The sequence below is a fragment of the Microbacterium sp. BK668 genome (genome assembly GCF_004362195.1).
GTDB lineage: Bacteria > Actinomycetota > Actinomycetes > Actinomycetales > Microbacteriaceae > Microbacterium.
Genome location: NZ_SNWG01000001.1, coordinates 89,517 through 105,348, shown reverse-complemented (window position 1 = coordinate 105,348; position 15,832 = coordinate 89,517). Strand labels below are relative to the sequence as shown.

The 15,832-nt window shown below is 73.2% G+C and carries 9 protein-coding genes; all 9 read left to right on the top strand.

Translation table 11 applies throughout. The features are described 5' to 3' along the window. Nucleotides 1-13: 13 nt before the first annotated feature. The 9 genes from EV279_RS00475 to EV279_RS00435 all read left to right on the top strand — a co-directional run bounded on the left by EV279_RS00475 (nucleotide 14) and on the right by EV279_RS00435 (nucleotide 15,607). Nucleotides 14-499: a hypothetical protein gene (locus EV279_RS00475; protein ID WP_133540966.1), complete on the top strand. Its 486-nt coding sequence runs from the start codon at nucleotides 14-16 to the stop codon at nucleotides 497-499. Nucleotides 500-547: 48 nt separating this feature from the next. Further along, nucleotides 548-1,204: a spermidine/putrescine ABC transporter substrate-binding protein gene (locus EV279_RS00470; RefSeq protein ID WP_133540965.1), complete on the top strand. Its 657-nt coding sequence runs from the start codon at nucleotides 548-550 to the stop codon at nucleotides 1,202-1,204. 128 nt (nucleotides 1,205-1,332) lie between these two features. After that, nucleotides 1,333-2,466 carry a serine/threonine-protein kinase gene (locus EV279_RS00465; protein WP_133540963.1) on the top strand — a complete coding sequence of 378 codons (1,134 nt, stop codon included), beginning with the start codon at nucleotides 1,333-1,335 and terminating at the stop codon, nucleotides 2,464-2,466. After that, a complete protein-coding gene (locus EV279_RS00460) occupies nucleotides 2,467-8,412 on the top strand; it encodes an Ig-like domain-containing protein (protein WP_133540961.1) in 5,946 nt (1,981 codons plus the stop codon). A 35-nt stretch (nucleotides 8,413-8,447) separates the two neighbouring features. Next, entirely contained in the window at nucleotides 8,448-9,413 is a 966-nt protein-coding gene (locus tag EV279_RS00455; protein ID WP_133540959.1) for a MoxR family ATPase, read from the top strand. After that, nucleotides 9,410-10,810: a DUF58 domain-containing protein gene (locus tag EV279_RS00450; protein ID WP_133540957.1), complete on the top strand. Its 1,401-nt coding sequence runs from the start codon at nucleotides 9,410-9,412 to the stop codon at nucleotides 10,808-10,810. Before EV279_RS00455 ends, EV279_RS00450 begins: the two co-directional genes overlap by 4 nt. Further along, nucleotides 10,807-13,323: a transglutaminase domain-containing protein gene (locus EV279_RS00445; protein ID WP_133540955.1), complete on the top strand. Its 2,517-nt coding sequence runs from the start codon at nucleotides 10,807-10,809 to the stop codon at nucleotides 13,321-13,323. Before EV279_RS00450 ends, EV279_RS00445 begins: the two co-directional genes overlap by 4 nt. Further along, nucleotides 13,320-14,942 (top strand): DUF5684 domain-containing protein, encoded by a 1,623-nt coding sequence (locus EV279_RS00440; protein WP_133540953.1) that lies wholly within the window; start codon nucleotides 13,320-13,322, stop codon nucleotides 14,940-14,942. The genes EV279_RS00445 and EV279_RS00440 overlap by 4 nt, the downstream gene beginning before the upstream one ends. Further along, on the top strand, nucleotides 14,939-15,607 hold the full coding sequence (locus tag EV279_RS00435; protein WP_133540951.1) for a hypothetical protein: 669 nt from the start codon (nucleotides 14,939-14,941) through the stop codon (nucleotides 15,605-15,607). Before EV279_RS00440 ends, EV279_RS00435 begins: the two co-directional genes overlap by 4 nt. The last annotated feature ends 225 nt before the right edge of the window (nucleotides 15,608-15,832 follow it).

Sequence of the window (15,832 nt, the reverse complement as noted above, 5' to 3'; positions counted from 1 at the left end):
GTATCGTCGATCGATGACGGCTGATCGGCCACCCGAGCACGGGCATGTCCGCCCGCCCGTCGCGTTGGGACTCGCGACGGCGGCCTTCGGTGCGCTCGTGATCTGCGGGCTGGGCGTGACGAGCCTGATCCTCGACCGGGACGTCATCCCCGTGCCGGGGCTCGGGCAGATCCCCGGCGTCCTCGGAACGATGTTCGCGATCGGCGCGTTCGCGCTGGTCGTCTGGCTGGCCGTCAGCCGGCCGCATCCGTCGTACGGCGCGGCCGCGCTCGCCGCCGTCGCGGCCCTTCTGGCCTATCCCCTCGGGGTGTGGTTCGGGGCGGTCATCGGGGGATCCGACCTCGCGGCGGCCGCCGGGGCTGCCGGAAGCGTGCTCCTCTCCTGGTTCGCGGTGGTGATCGCGCTCTCGGCCTTCGCCTGTGCGTGGGGGGCGGTCGCGCTCGTGCGCACCGACGCCCGGCGGCCGCGGTGGCCGTGGGAGGACCCGGACGACGAATAGCGCGTCGCACCAGGGCGTCGCGGCGGTGCGCGGGATACGGTTGACGCCGTGGAGCGGTCGCTCGAGACCCAGGTCAGCCAGGCGGTGGACGCCTGGCTGAGGTGGCTGCCGCGGTGGGAGCCGGCGACCCATCGTGGGCGCGTGGCACCCTGCCGCCGGTGCTTCGGATCGCCGGTCCTCTCGGCCGCCGGCCTCGGGTCCGACGTGCCGCACGGGGTGCAGCACGGCCTGTCGACGCGCATCAAGGCGATCGTCGACCACTCCGTCGCGGAGTACACCGCCCGCAACCTCCCGATGCTCCAGGCCGAGCTCGACCAGCAGGCGGCGCGCAACCGCGCGCGCAGCTACCGCCCGGCCGAGGGCCTCGACCCGGAGTTCGAGGGACTGCCGCTGGATCCCGATCCGATCCCGGGCGCTCCCTTCCTGTTCACGATCTCGGGGCTGGCGGAGGAAGCGGATGCGGGCATCCCGGAGCTTCCTCCGCTCAGCGAGGACGCCAAGGCGGCCCTGCGGCAGGAGGTGGGCCTCGCCGACGACTACGCCAACATGGTGGGACGGGAGGTGTGCACGATCCTGCTCCACCATCGGCTGCGCATCCAGGCCGCCATCACGCAGTACGTGGAGCCTCAGATCGAGGCGATGCTCCACGAGCTGACGAAGTCCCTCGACGTGCCGTTCGACCCCAACGACCCGCCTGCGCTCTGATCAGCAGCCGTCCACAGGCGCGGCTCGGACCCCAGGGGCGGCTCAGGAGCGTTTGTTAGCATTGCGCAGTTTGAGTGCGCGGCGTGCGCGCGCTCTCCGGGTGCGGGTCGAGACGTGGGGAGGACCGGGTGGCAACACGCCTGCCTTCGGCACCCCCCATCCTCCCCGGACTGACCTACATCCGCCCCCTCGGATCCGGCGGCTTCGCGGACGTGTTCCTCTACGAGCAGGACATGCCGCGACGGGATGTCGCGGTGAAGGTGCTGCCGAGCGACGTCCGCGATCCCGAGCTGCGGCGCATGTTCAACGCCGAAGCCGACGTCCTCGCCCACCTCTCGGCACATCCCTCGATCGTGACCGTCTACCAGGCCGGGATCTCCGCCGACGGCCGGCCGTACATCGTCATGGAGTACTGCCCCGGTTCGCTCGCACAGCGATACCGCATCGAGCGGCTGCCGGTGCCGGAGGTGCTCGAGATCGGCGTCCGGATGGCGAGCGCGCTCGAGTCCGCGCACCGCGCCGGCCTCGTGCACCGCGACGTCAAGCCGAGCAACATCCTCGTCACCACCTTCGGCGCGCCGGTCCTGGCGGACTTCGGCATCTCGTCGTCGCTCGCCCGCGCCACCGCCGACGAGGTGCTCGCGATGTCCATCCCCTGGAGCGCGCCCGAGGTCGTGGCGGAGCAGACGGCGGGGACCGTGGCCAGCGAGGTGTGGAGCCTCGGCGCGACGGTCTACTCCCTCCTCGCGGGGCACAGTCCGTTCGAGCGCCGCGAGCGGGGGCAGAACACCAAGGAGCAGCTGCGCCGGCGGATCGCCCGCGCGAGCTACACGCCGATCGCCCGCACGGATGTCCCGGCCGCCCTCCAGGACGTGCTGGCGCGATCCATGAGCCGCGAAGCCGGCCGGCGTCACGCCTCGGCGCGCGAGTTCGCCGAGGCACTGCGTGCCGTGCAGGCCGAGCTCGGCATCTCGCCGACCGCGCTCGAGGTGCCCACCGAGGAGTGGGCCGCGGCATCCGGTCCCGTCGACTTCGCCGACTCGACGATGCGGGGAGCCGTGCGCAGCCGCGTCGAGCATGAGGGACGTCGCAAGACGCGTCCGGAGACCGGTGTGGCGAGCCTGGCCAGGGACGAGGACACCGACATCTCGGCGACCCCGGCTGCGCGCTCCCGGGTCCTTCCGTGGATCATCTCGGCCGTCGCCGCAGTCGTCGCCATCGCGGCGGTGGTCGCGGCTCTCTTCGCCGGGGGGGTGCTCTGAATGCGCCGCCGCGCCATCGCCGGCATCACAGCGGCGGCGGCCGTCGCGGGCCTCATCGTCACCGCGAGCGTCGTGTGGCCGGGACTCGACGCGCAGGAGACGCCCGAAGTCGACACCGCCGTCTGGGCGCTGCAGACGGGCGACGGCCGCCGCTACGCGCGCGTGAACACGGCGATCGGCGAGCTCGACACCGTCCGCAGCATCAGCAACCCGAGTGACGTCGCGCAGACCTCCGACGGTGCGTTCCTGTTCTCGGACAGCTACAGCAAGCTGACCCGGATCGACCCGGCCATGCCCGTCGACCTCGACGAGGAGTCGCTGCGCGCCTCGCCCTCCACACCCGCCGGCACGACCGACGTCGCAACGGCCGGTGACTTCGCGGCCTACCGCACCGACTCCGGAGCCGTCTTCGTAGGCCGTCTGTCGACGGGCGATGCGACGCAGCTCGACCCGTTCCCCTCCGACGACGACGCGCCGCAGTACACGGCCGATGCCATCGCCGTCGACGAGCGCGGCATCCTCTTCAGCTATTCCGCCGCCGACGGATCCGTGCTGCGCTACGACATCGCCGCGTCCGAGGTGAACGGGCGCGACACGCTCGATGTCGACGGCCTCTCCGCCCCGGCGATCTCCGCCGCGGGCGACGCGTGGGCGGTCGTTGACACCGAGGACGGCGACGTGTGGCTGCGGGACGCGGATGCCGCGATCGCGGTCGAGACCACCGGCACCGCGGTCGTCGGCGACCCGGATCCGACGGGCACCGCGATCTACATCGCGGACGAGACGGGCCTCGCCCGCGTATCGACGGACACCGGCGAGGTCGGCGACGAGCTCGGCGTGGGGTCCACGGTCATCGGGACGCCGGCGACCCCCGTCGTCCACGACGGGGAGGTCTTCGCCGCCTGGCTTCCCCAGGGCGACACGCAGGGCGTCCTGTGGAGCTCGCGCGGCGATCAGCAGGTGCTCGACTACGGCGGACGGGAGCTCGGCGACGACCGCCGCCCGACGTTCGTCGCGAGCGACGAGGCCGTCATCCTCAACGAGACGCGCACGGGCTGGGTCTGGACCGTGCCCGACGGGACACTCGTGCCCTCGAGCCAGGACTGGTCGCTCGACGAGAGGACGAACCCCGACTCGCAGCCCAGCGAAGAGCAGCTGACGATCCAGCTCGACCCGAAGCCGCCGATCGCCGAGGCCGACGCGTTCGGCGTCCGCGCCGGCAGTCTCGCCACCCTCCCCGTGCTCATGAACGACCACGACCCGAACGAGGACGTCCTCTCGATCGATCCCTCCTCGGTCACGGGTCTCGACCCGGGTTTCGGCTCGGCCACCATCACCGACGACGGCCAGCGCGTCACCGTCCGCGTCGCCCCCGAGGCGACGGGCTCGGCGACCTTCTCGTACGCCGTCACGGACGGCACCGCGGCGGACGGCCTGCGGTCGGATCCCGCGACCGTGACGATCACGGTCGCGCCGGAAGGTTCCGACAGTGCGCCCTCCTGGTGTGCCGTCGACGGATGCCTCGTCCCCTGGCCCGAACCGGAGGTGGCGCGAGGCGGCACCGTCACGGTCCCGGTGCTGCCGGGGTGGGTCGACCCGGAGGGCGATCCGCTCCTTCTCCTGTCGGTCGAGAACACCTCGGGCATCGGAAGCGTCGCGTCGACGCCGGCGGGCGACGTGGTCTATCAGCACGCGGACAGCGGCCAGGGCGGCGAGGAGCTCGTCGAGCTCGCCGTCACGGTGTCGGACACGCTGGGCCAGACCGCGACGAAGCCCCTCGTCATCCGCGTATCGCCGGAGCCGCGGCTGGAAGTGCAGTCGTTCGCCGTCGTCGACACGATCGACGCGGGCCTCACCGTCGATGTCGCCCCGCACGTGACGGGGACGGCGGGAGCCGTCACGCTCCAGTCGGTGCGGGTACTCGACGACGCAGCGGCGACGGCGACGGTCGTCGGCGGGACCACGGGCTTCGACTTCACCGCGCGGTCGCCCGGCACCTTCCGCGTCGGGTTCACCGTCACCGACGGGACGACGGACGCCGACGGCACGGCGCGTGTCACGATCCTTCCGGCCGATGCGCCCCCCGAGCTCGCGACGTCGCCCGTCGTCGCGTTCGTGAGGCCCCAGGAGGACGCGACGCTCGACGTCTTCGCAGCCGTATCGAACCCCACGCGCCGTGTCCTGCTGCTGAGCGACGTCGTTCCCCGCGCCGACGAGGGAGCGTCCCTCTCGGTGGATACCGTGGGACAGAACTACCTGCGCATCTCCGGTACGACCGCCTCGGGGGCACCGGGGCGACTCGGCACGGTGACCTACACCGTGAGCGACGGGACGGAGGATCGTGGAGCGAGCGTGCAGGGCGAGGCGACCGTGTACCTGCTCCCGCAGGCGCCCGAGCTCGCTCCCATCGCGGTCGACGACACCCTCGTCGTCCGCGCCGGGTCGCAGGTGGACATCCCGGTGCTCGACAACGACATCGCGCCCGCCGGCGGGCGGCCGATCCTCAACCCCGCCCAGGTCGTGTCGTCGAGCGATGAGGCCCTGGCCTTCGCCTCCGGCGACACCCTGCGCTACCTCGCGCCGAGCGAGCCCGGCGAGTACGGCATCGAGTACTCTGTCTACACGGCGGGCGCGCCCCTGCTCGCCGACACGGCCGATGTGCGCGTGCAGGTGCTACCCGACGAGGCGAACCGCGCTCCCCTCCCCGAGACGCTGGAGGGGCGGGTCCTGAGCGGCCAGTCGACAGTCGTCGAGTTCGACGGCTTCGGCATGGACCCGGACGGCGACGTCGTGACACTCGACCGCGTCGTGAGCCAGCCCGAGAGCGGCGCGGCGACGATCACGGCCGACGGCACGTCGATCCTCTACTCGAGCGTTCCCGGCTACCGGGGGCAGGTGTCCTTCCGCTACCGCGCGGTCGACGCCTTCGGTCAGACCGGGGAGGGCACCGTGCGCATCGGGGTGCTGGACGGACAGTCGAATCCGAGTCCCGTCACCTTCACCGACTACGTGCAGGTGCAGGCCGGCTCCGAGAGCCGCATCCGCGTCAGCCCGCTGTCGAACGACATCGATCCGACGATGCGCGAGCTGACTCTCGAGGAGGTCCGGCCCGACCTGCCCGCGTTCCTCGCCGACGGGTCAGTGAACCCCGAGTACCGGCGCATCGAGAACCGGATCAGGTCGCAGTCCGATTCGACCGTCGTCATCGACGCCGGGACCGAGCCGACGACGATGTCCTTCCTCTACGACGTCGCGTCCACCTCCGGCAACACCGGTCGCGGCCTCATCGTCGTGAAGGTCGTGCGCGACAGCGTGCCGGACTATCCGGTCGTCACCGACACGGTCCTCACCGTCGAGAACCGGGAGGACTTCGAGAAGGGCGTCGACGTTCTCGACGGCAAGGCGACCTGGTCGGGAGGTGACGCCGAGCAGCTGACCGTGAGCCTGTGGGGCGATCCCGCCGGCGTCTCGGTCGACGGGCGCGAGATCAGCGGGACGCTTCCCCCCACGACGCGCATCATTCCCTTCGCCGTCACCGGCGAGGGTGCGGACGGCCCCGTCACGACCTTCGCCTTCCTCCGCGTGCCGGGTGACGACGACCTCTCTCTCGCGCTCCGCTCCGGCGCCCAGACCCCGACCGTCGCCGAGCTGGAGTCGGTCTCGTTCGACATGGCGTCGCTCGTCGCCCGTCCACCCGGCGCGCAGCTCGAGGTGGGGGAGGAGCTGCGCACGTCCGGCGCCCGGGCCGAGGCCTCCTGCTCGCACGAGTCGGGCACCGCCGTGCGCTACGACTCCGGGGCCGGGGCGCCGTGGGCCGATGCCTGCCAGGTGCCCGTCCGCCTCGCCGGGCAGGAGGACTGGACCCTCCTCTCGGTGCCGATCGTCGTGCTCGCACTCGACCCGCAGCCCGAGCTGCATCCGGCCTCCCTCACCGTCGGGCCCGGCGAGACGACCACCTTCGACCTCGAGCAGATGACGACGTGGCAGCTGCGCGAGGGCTGGGGCGACATCCGGTATGCCGTCGACTATGCCGGCTCCGCCTTCGAGGTGACGCAGTCCGGATCGACTCTGACCGTCACGGGCGCCGACCGCGCCGTCCCCGGGACTGAGGATGCCGCGATCGTGCGCGTGACGAGCCACAACGCCGTCGTGCCGGCGCGACTGCTCCTGCGCGTGGGCGCGGCGCCCTCGACGCTTCCCCAGGGCGGCTCGGCGACGCAGCAGTGCTCGCAGGCGGCGGGCTCGTCGTGCACGATCCAGGTCATCGGCGCCCCGGGCGAGGTCAACCCGCTGCCCCGCACACCGCTCGAGGTGATCGAGGTCCGCCCTGTCGGCGCGTGCGTCGGAGTGAGCTTCCAGGTCGCGTCCCCGACATCCGTCGTCGCCTCGTGGGCGGCGGACGCGTCCGGCGCGACGTGCAGTGCGTCGTACTCCGTCAAGGACGCCCAGGGCCGCCGCACGAACGCCGAGCGCGACGGGCGGATCCTCCTCGATCTGCTCGGCTATCCCCGCACCCCCGCAGCCGTGCGGCAGACGGCTTACGGGGACGGGACCCTCACCCTGCGGGTCGATCCCGGTGAGTCCCGCCTGGCCTATCCCGCGCTGGCGGGCTTCCTCATCCGGTCGAACGGGCAGGAGGTCGCCCGCTGCTCGGCGGACGGCACGTGCCCGCCCATTCCCGCCCCCAACGGCGAGCAGCGGACGTATCAGGCGGTCGCGACGAACTCCGTCGGCGAGTCCCGGTCGAGTGTCAGCACCGTCGGGTGGGCGTATGCCGCGCCGGGCGCGCCGGCGGCGGTCTCGGTCGCGCCCGTCGTCACCGCCGGGGAGGGCGGTCTCGTCTCGCTCTCCATGTCCGGTCTCGACACCGACCAGACGGGAGGGCTGGAGATCACGAGCCCGAACGGCGAGACGGCCCGGATCCCCGTCCGTCCCGGCCAGGAGACGCTCGAGGTCGGCTCGTATCGCGTCGGCACCAACTCGTCCTCGCCCATCACCGTCACCCCCTATTCCCGCTTCCAGCTGCCCCCGGGCCTCGGCGGAAGTGCGTCGGGTTCCGCCGTCACGGTGTGGGGCAACGGCGTCGGGGCGCCGACCAGCCCCGCTCTCGCGCTCAGTTCGGAGTCGATGGGCGACGGGACCTCGACCGTCACCGCCCAGGCGTCGGCAGCGGTCAACGGCGACGGCTCCTCCTTGCGCTACGGCATCGTCCGGGACGGGCAGCGGTGCGAGGTCACGACGGGAGGCGCCACCGCGACCTTCAGCGGACTGCCCGACGGCGACGAGTACACCTTCACGATGTGCGTGGAGTCCTGGTTCGACGGCCGGTCGTACGGCTCCAGCGCCACCTCGGCGAGCGTCCGGGCCGTGCAGAGCGGGAAGGCCCCGAAGGGCTGGACGTTCGTCGTCGACGGGCGGCCGATCGTCGGCGACGGCCGCGCCGAGTGGACCATCCAGACCGCGCCGACCTCCCCCGAGCGGATCCCCAACCGCAACCGCGTCGAGATGAGCGGCTACCCGACCGGCGTCTTCGGGCGCGACCCCGGCATCCTGGTGCGCTACGTGCACGACTGGTGGGGGACCGCGACGCCGTGGTCGACCGTCGCTCCCGCCCCCGGAAGCGCCCCGTATCAGGTGCAGGCCTCGTGGAGCGCCGACGACGCCTGCGTGGGCGGCGGCACGCTCGCGCCCCGCGGGACGTCGACCGAAGGCCGGGCGGCCTTCACCTTCGGCAACGGCGGCCTGACGTACTACGACAGGAACGGCAAGGTGCTCTCCCACACGGCGGACACGTGGGACGTTCCCAAGGCGGCCGCACGGGTCGAGGGGATTCGGGTCACGGTGAGCTGGGCGGCGCAGGGCTGGGGCCTCGACGACGCGACCTCGACGTTCGCGGCCGCGTGCACCCCCGACGACACCCCGCCCGACCCCGAGCCGGTTCCGTAGACCCCCGTTCCGAGCCCCACCGGAGGACAGCATCCATGACGCTCACCCAGGAGCAGGCGACCTGGTTCGCCCAGACGTTCGCGCAGATCGCCGACAACGTCGAGCGCGCCGTGCTCGGCAAGCGGCATGTGGTCGAGCTGGTCCTGACCGCGATGCTGAGCGACGGGCACGTGCTCCTCGAGGACGTCCCCGGGACGGGGAAGACCTCGCTCGCGCGCGCCATGGGGCAGTCCGTGCAGGGCACGAACACGCGCATCCAGTTCACCCCCGACCTGCTGCCCGGTGACATCACGGGGATCACCGTGTACGACCAGAAGACCGGCCAGTTCGAGTTCCACGCCGGGCCGATCTTCGCCAACATCGTGCTCGCCGACGAGATCAACCGCGCGAGCCCGAAGACGCAGTCGGCGCTCCTGGAGGTCATGGAGGAGGGGCGTGTCACGATCGACGGCGTCTCACGGCAGGTCGGCGTGCCGTTCCTCGTGCTCGCCACCCAGAACCCCGTGGAGCAGGCGGGGACCTACCGGCTTCCCGAGGCGCAGCTGGACCGGTTCATGATGCGCGCCTCGCTCGGCTACCCCGACCACGCCTCGACCGTCCGCATCCTCGACGGCGCTGCGATCGCGACGGAGGATCTCGCGCCGATCATCACCCCGCAGGCGCTCGTCGGCATGGCCGACCTCGCCGCCGACGTCTACGTCGACGCTCTGGTCCTGGACTACGTCGCGCGGCTGGTCGACGGAACCCGGTCCGCCGACGAGGTGCGGCTGGGCGTCAGCATCCGCGGCGCTCTGGCCCTCACGCGGGCGACCCGCACCCGCGCCGCCTCGCAGGGGCGCACCTACGCGACGCCCGACGACGTCAAGGCGCTCGCTGTGCCCGTGCTCTCGCATCGGCTGATCCTCCACCCCGAAGCCGAGTTCGACGGCGTCTCCCAGGAGGCGGTCATCGGTCAGGTCCTGCTCGACGTCCCGCCGCCCACCCGCCGCGAGGCGATATGAGCGTCGACGAGGCTCGCCGGGGTCGCACCGACACGGTGGAGCCGCGCCTCACCCGCACGTCGGCGTCGACTCTGTCGTCGACGGCGGCGGCGACGACGCGCACGGTGGCCCCGGTCACGCGCGGGCGCACCCTGGTGCGCGCGGTCGTGTGGGCGACGGATGCCTCGCGGGCCGTGGGCCGCGGTGTGGCGAGCGCGGCCGACTGGACGGCGCAGACCGTCCGTCCGGCGGGAGTGCTGGTGGTGGCGGCGGCCTCGGTGGGACTCCTCCTCGGCATCGCCTTCGGCTGGGTGGAGTGGATGGTCGCCGGTGCGATCGCCCTTCTGCTGCTGCTCATGGCGGTGCCGTTCCTCTTCGGCGCGCGGTCGTACGACGTCGATCTCACCCTCGCGCACGAGCGGGTCGTCGCCGGTTCCGGTGTCGTGGGGGAGATCGTCGTGCGCAACCACGGCAACCGCATCGCGCTCCCCGGACGCCTCGACATCCCCGTCGGGGCGGGACTGGTCGAGTTCGGGGTGCCGCTGCTGCGCCCCGGGCACACGATCGCGCAGCCGCTCGACATCCCGGACCTCCGCCGCGGGATCGTGACGGTCGGTCCCGCGACCACCGTACGGAGCGACCCCATCGGTCTCCTCCGCCGCGAGCATGCCTTCGAGGACGTGCACGAACTGTACGTGCACCCGCGTACGACCACGGTGCCCTCGACGAGCGCCGGACTCGTCCGCGATCTCGAGGGCAGCCCGACCCGGCGCCTCGTCGACGCCGACATGTCGTTCCACGCCATCCGCGAATACGCTCCCGGCGACTCCCGCCGTCAGATCCACTGGAAGTCGACGGCGAAGACCGGGCAGCTGATGGTGCGCCAGTATGAGGAGTCGCGCCGCTCGCGCATGGCGATCGTCCTCGCGATCGCCGAGGGCGAGTACGCCGACGCCGATGAGTTCGAGCTCGCCGTCTCGTGCGCCGCCTCGCTCGGGCTGCGCGCCGTGCACGACGACCGGGACCTCGACATCGTCGTGGGGTCGGAGGTGCCGCGAGTCATCCGCGGGCGCCTGCGCGCGATCCAGCGCATCCCCGCGCCCGCGCCGCGGCCGATGCTGGACGGCTTCAGCGGCGTCCAGCTGATCGAGAACACGATGCCGATCGAGGACGTGTGCCGCCTCACGGCCGAGGCCGACGACCGCCTGTCGATCGCCTTCGTCGTGGTGGGCTCCCGCGTCTCGCTCACGCGCCTGCGACAGGCGGCGCTGGCCTTCCCGACCGACACCGCCGTCGTCGCGGTGATCTGCGACGAGCGCGCGCATCCCCGCATGCAGCCGATCGCGGGCCTCACGATCCTCACCGTCGGAACGCTCGACGACCTGTCGGGACTCCTTCTGCGCGGAGCGGCCTCATGAGCGGTCCGAGCGTCCTCCCGGCGACCCGGCGACGCGAGCGCTCCCCGTCCAGGCCGCGCCTCGTGGCGGGCTCGCTCTTCGTCGCCGCCGTCGTCGCGGTGGCGGCGGCGGCCGCCTGGCCGATCTATCGCTCGGGGTGGTTCCTGCTCCTCGTCGTCGTGTCGGCGGCGGTGGCCGCAGGACTCGCCGTCGTCGCGAGGGTGCGTCGCTGGGACGGATGGATGACGGGCGCCGCCCTCGGAGCCGCGTTCTTCCTCTTCGGGGTGCCGCTGGCGGTGCCGTCCCGGCTCGGCGGGGTGGTCGATTTCGTGCGCGGATTCGGCGACCTCGGCACGGGTCTGCTCCTCGCCTGGAAGGACCTCGTCACGGTCGACCTGCCCGTCGGCACCTATCGCAACCTCCTCGTGCCGGCGCTCGTGGTGTTCCTCGTCGGCACGTGCGCCGCGCTTCTCCTGTCGTGGCGCGAGGACCGCGTGGCCTATGCGGCGGCGCCCGTCGGGCTCGCGATGGTCTCGTTCGGCCTCTTCTTCGGTCGGGCGCAGACGAGCGCGCCCCTCGGTGTGGGCCCCGTCACCCTCTACGCCCCGCTCGAGACCGCGATCGGCATCTCGGCGCTCGTCGTCACGCTGCTGTGGCTGGCGTGGCGGAACCACGACGAGCGGGTGCGCGCACTGCAGCGCGCCGCAGCATCCAGCGGCGTGCGCATCTCGCGCCGGCCCACGCGCACCGACCGGCGACGCGCTGCGCTGGGCGCGGGCATGATCGTGGTCGCGGTCATCGCGGGGGCCGTCATCATCCCGTATGCCGCGCGCGGCGCCGACCGGGATGTGCTCCGCTCGACGCTCGGACCGGACGTCGACCTCGCCGCCGAGGTGAGCCCGCTGTCGACCTATCGCGCGCTCTTCGCCGACGACCGTGCCGACGAGGTGCTCTTCACCGTCAGGAGCGAGATCGGATCGCCCGCGCGCATCCGGCTGGCGACGCTCGACAGCTATGACGGCGAGGTCTTCCGTGCGGGCGGCGCCGACGCGCTCGACGAGGCGCAGTTCGTCCGCGTCCCGTCGAGCCTCGACGCCGGCGACGGGCGGGTCCTGCGCACCGAGATCTCGGTCGAGGGCCTGAACGGCATCTGGATGCCGACCGTCGGGCGACTGAGGTCCGTCGAGTTCGGCGGCGATCGCGCCGCGGCTCTCGCCGACAGCTTCTACTACAGCGCCGAGGCCGAGGCGGGCGTGCAGACGGCGGGCGGCGGGCTGCGCCAGGGCGACTCGTACGTCATCGAGTCCGTCCAGCCTCGGCTGCCCGACCCCGCGACGATCGCCGCTCCGGGCGGCGTGGATTCGTCCGTCGCGGCTCCGGAGAGCCTGTCCACCTGGGTGGAGCGGCACGCGACGGGTTCGGGCGGCGCGGCGCTGCAGGGTCTCGTCGAGCTCCTGCGCGAGCGCGGCTACCTGAGCCACGGCCTCCTTCCCGAGGGCCGCACGCCGGTCTGGGCATCCTCTCTCGGCGACTACGCCCCGCAGCCCAGCGCATCCGGGCACTCGCTCGCGCGCATCGACGCGCTGTTCTCGCGCCTCCTCGAGCGCGAGACGGATCCGCGGGCCGAGGCGTCCGGCAATTACGTCGCGGGGGTCGGCGACGACGAGCAGTTCGCCGTCGCCGTCGCGCTCATCGCCCGCGAGCTCGGGTTCCCGTCCCGTGTCGTCCTCGGCGCGCGGCTCGCCTCGGACGATCCGGACCTCGCGACCTGCGACGAGGGCGTGTGCCGCGCGCAGGATCTCTCCGCGTGGGCCGAGGTTCAGGACGAGGCGGGGCAGTGGGTTCCGATCGACGCGACGCCGCAGCGCGCCGACTCGCCGAGCCTCGAGGTGACCGAGCAGCGCGACCCCGAGAACGTCACCCAGGTGCGGCCGGACTCCGTCGACGAGGTGCTGCCGCCCGATCCGGTGCAGGAGGACTCGGGCGTCGACGACGACGTGCAGAACGACGTCGGGGCCGACCTCTCGTGGCTCTGGGCGGCCCTGCGGACGGCGGGCATCGTCCTCGCGATCCTCGTGCTCGCGCTCGGGCCCTTCCTCGCGGTGGTGCTCGCCAAGGCGCTGCGCCGGCGCGGCCGCCGCACCCAGGGAGCTCCGGCTGCGCGCGTCGCCGGCGGCTGGGACGAATACGTGGATGCCGCGGTCGATGCCGGACGCGCGGCTCCGCGTGCGCTCACCCGATCGGAGATCGCCACCTCCTACGCGACAGGCTCCGGCCTCGCCCTCGCCGAGCAGGCCGACCGCGCCGTCTTCTCGGGGAGCACGGTCACGGTGGACGAGGCAGCCGCGTTCTGGCGCATCGTCGACGAGGAGCGCCGGCGACTCGCGCGTGAGAGCGGGTTCTGGCGAGGGCTGCGGGCGACCGTATCGTTGAGATCGTTCATCCGTCCTCTCGCCCCGAAGAAGGGGCGCAGAGAGCGCACCGCCGGAAGGGGGAAGCGCCGCGCCGCGACGCGCGAGCGCACCACGCCATGAGCAACCTCGAAACCTGGACCAGCGTCACGCTGGGTCTGACGTCGGCGCTCGTCGTCCTGCTGATCTACGTGTGGACGGCGATCGGCCTGTCCGCGGTCTTCCGCAAGAGCGGTGAGGCGGGGTGGAAGGCGTGGGTGCCGATCCTCAACGCCGTGATCGTCCTGAGCCTGGGCGGGCTCTCGGGCTGGCTCGTGCTCCTGTTCATCCTCCCGATCCTCGGCTGGATCGCTCTCATCGTCGCGGTGTACCGCATCAACGTCGCGTTCGGCCATGGAGTCGGCATGACGGTGCTCGCGTGGTTCTTCTTCCCCGTGTGGGCGACGGTGCTCGGCTTCGGCTCCGCCCGGTGGGTGGGGCGCGAAGAGGGGGGACGCGGGCCGGTCCGGTCGGGATACGCCGACGCGCCGCCCCTGCCGCCGCCCCCCGACGGCGCGCGCCTGGCGCCCGCGACGTTCCCGCCCGTGGCACCCCCGCCCGCCTTCGCGCGTGCCGCCTCGACGCCTCCGGCGACCGGCGTGGGAGCGCCCGACCGGCCGCTGCCGGGCTGGAACCCTCCGCCGCTGCCGACCCCGGCCGCCGCGCCGGTCGCCGACGCGTACGCACCCGCCACGCGTCGCGCGACGGGCGACGCGTCGGAGCTCCCCGGCAACGCGCCCGCTCCCGCCCCGCCCTCCCCGCCGGTCCCCGGGGCCGCCGCGCCGCGCGGCGGGGTCGCGCACGGCCGCGGGCTCGACGACATCCCCACCGCGGACGAGCCGGCCTCGGCGCCCCTCCGGCGCTCGAGCATGCCCCCGGCGACGCAGGGGTGGGACGTCGACGACGACGCCGATGCGCCGTCCGATGAGCCGTCCTGGGACCTCGATTTCGGCGGCGCGTCCGGCACGAGCGAGGTGACGGATGCCGCGACCAACGCGCCCGCGCCGATCTCCGCCGCCCCCCGCCGCGCCGTCGGCCCGCCGGAGGAGCGCGTGTCGGCCGTGCCCCGGCGAGCCGTCCCCGACCTCGGCGACGCACCGGAGGACGCCGCCGAGCCGCCGGTGACGAGCGTCCCGACGGCCCCGACGCCCGCCGCCGCGATGCGTGAGCCGTGGGCGCCCGCGCCCTCTCCCGTTCCGTCGGAGGGCGAGGCCTTCCCCGAGAGCTCGGGTCCGGTCTCGGCGATCGCGGGAGCCCCCGACGCCGGGGGACCCCGGTCGGCGCTCTCGTCCGTGTCGGCGCTGCACACGCGCCCGCACATCCCCGAGGAGGACGAGCTCGAGGCGACCGTCGTCGCCCGTCGCAAGCGCACGGCCTGGACGCTCGTCGACCCGTCCGGCACCCGGATCCCGCTCACGGCCGAGGTGGTCCTCATCGGGCGCCGGCCCTCGGCCGACCCGGATCACCCGGATGCGCAGCTCGTCTCGCTCGACGACGACACGCGGACCGTCTCGAAGACGCACGCCCGTCTCGAGCTCCGCGACGACAAGTGGTACATCACCGACCTGGAGTCGACCAACGGCGTGCTGTTCACGACGCTTCTGGGCACCGAGGTCGCGGCGACCCCGGGCGAGCAGACCGAGGCGGGCGAGAAGTTCCTCCTCGGCGACGCGGAGGTGTCGCTCATCCGGAGCGACGGGTGAGCGGTTCCGAGGAGGGCGACCCGGCCGCCGACGACCCGGACATCGACGAGCGCACCGTCCGAGTGCCCCGCGACTCGCCGTACGAGGCGACCGCCGTCTCGCCTCGAAGGCCCGAGTCCGGCTCGCCGGAACCCGATCTCGAGGCCACGCTCCCCGCGCGATCACCGGCGGCCCTCGACGCCGCGCCCGGCCCGCGCCGGAGTGCTCCGTCCGCGGGCCGCCCCGACGACGAGCCGGTCGAGGGGAACGATCCCGAGGACGGATCCACCATGGTCGTCCGCCGCGAGTCCCGTCGTCGGGCAGCCGTGCGCCAGAGGAGCACGGACAATGCGAGCGCGATCGACGCGCCGCCGCGCACGCCGGCGGATCCGCAGGCCGCCGGGCGGCGGACCGCTGCGCTGGAAGACGCCGGTCGGCCGGCGAACCGCGCCGCCCGCGCACCCGAACCGGTGGATGCCGTCTACGGGCCCCGGCCGGGGGAGCCGGTGCGCGCCGAGCGATCGCGGCGTCCCGCGCGCGCGCGGCAGATGCCCGTCGACACGGCCGCGGTCGAGGCATCCGCTCGCTCTCGTCGACGGCGGCGCCTCGCCGGCGCGGTCGTCCTCGTCGCCGTCGTCCTTCTCGGCGCGGCCGCACTCCTGGCGCTCCTCGCCCTGACCGGCTGAGCCCGCCGTCGGCGCCGGGGCGCAGGCATCCGTCCCTCCGCCGGCCAGACCCGCGCTCGTTTGACCCCCCTCCCGAAACCGGCGTATCATAGGAGGGTGTGCGCTTTCGCGCGCCGTCCGCCGTGCCTCGGCGCGGTCGTCGGCGAGAGGGCGCCGCATCTCAGGGAACGGCCTGCGAACAGGCCACCCCCACGGCATATCCACCACACGACAGCGCGGCACCAT

What these genes read in the sequence shown, in the direction of transcription:
- EV279_RS00475 (WP_133540966.1), top strand. Translation starts at nt 14, where the DNA reads ATGACGGCTGATCGGCCACCCGAGCACGGGCATGTCCGCCCGCCCGTC.
- EV279_RS00460 (WP_133540961.1), top strand. Translation starts at nt 2,467, where the DNA reads ATGCGCCGCCGCGCCATCGCCGGCATCACAGCGGCGGCGGCCGTCGCG.
- EV279_RS00455 (WP_133540959.1), top strand. Translation starts at nt 8,448, where the DNA reads ATGACGCTCACCCAGGAGCAGGCGACCTGGTTCGCCCAGACGTTCGCG.
- EV279_RS00450 (WP_133540957.1), top strand. Translation starts at nt 9,410, where the DNA reads ATGAGCGTCGACGAGGCTCGCCGGGGTCGCACCGACACGGTGGAGCCG.
- EV279_RS00445 (WP_133540955.1), top strand. Translation starts at nt 10,807, where the DNA reads ATGAGCGGTCCGAGCGTCCTCCCGGCGACCCGGCGACGCGAGCGCTCC.
- EV279_RS00440 (WP_133540953.1), top strand. Translation starts at nt 13,320, where the DNA reads ATGAGCAACCTCGAAACCTGGACCAGCGTCACGCTGGGTCTGACGTCG.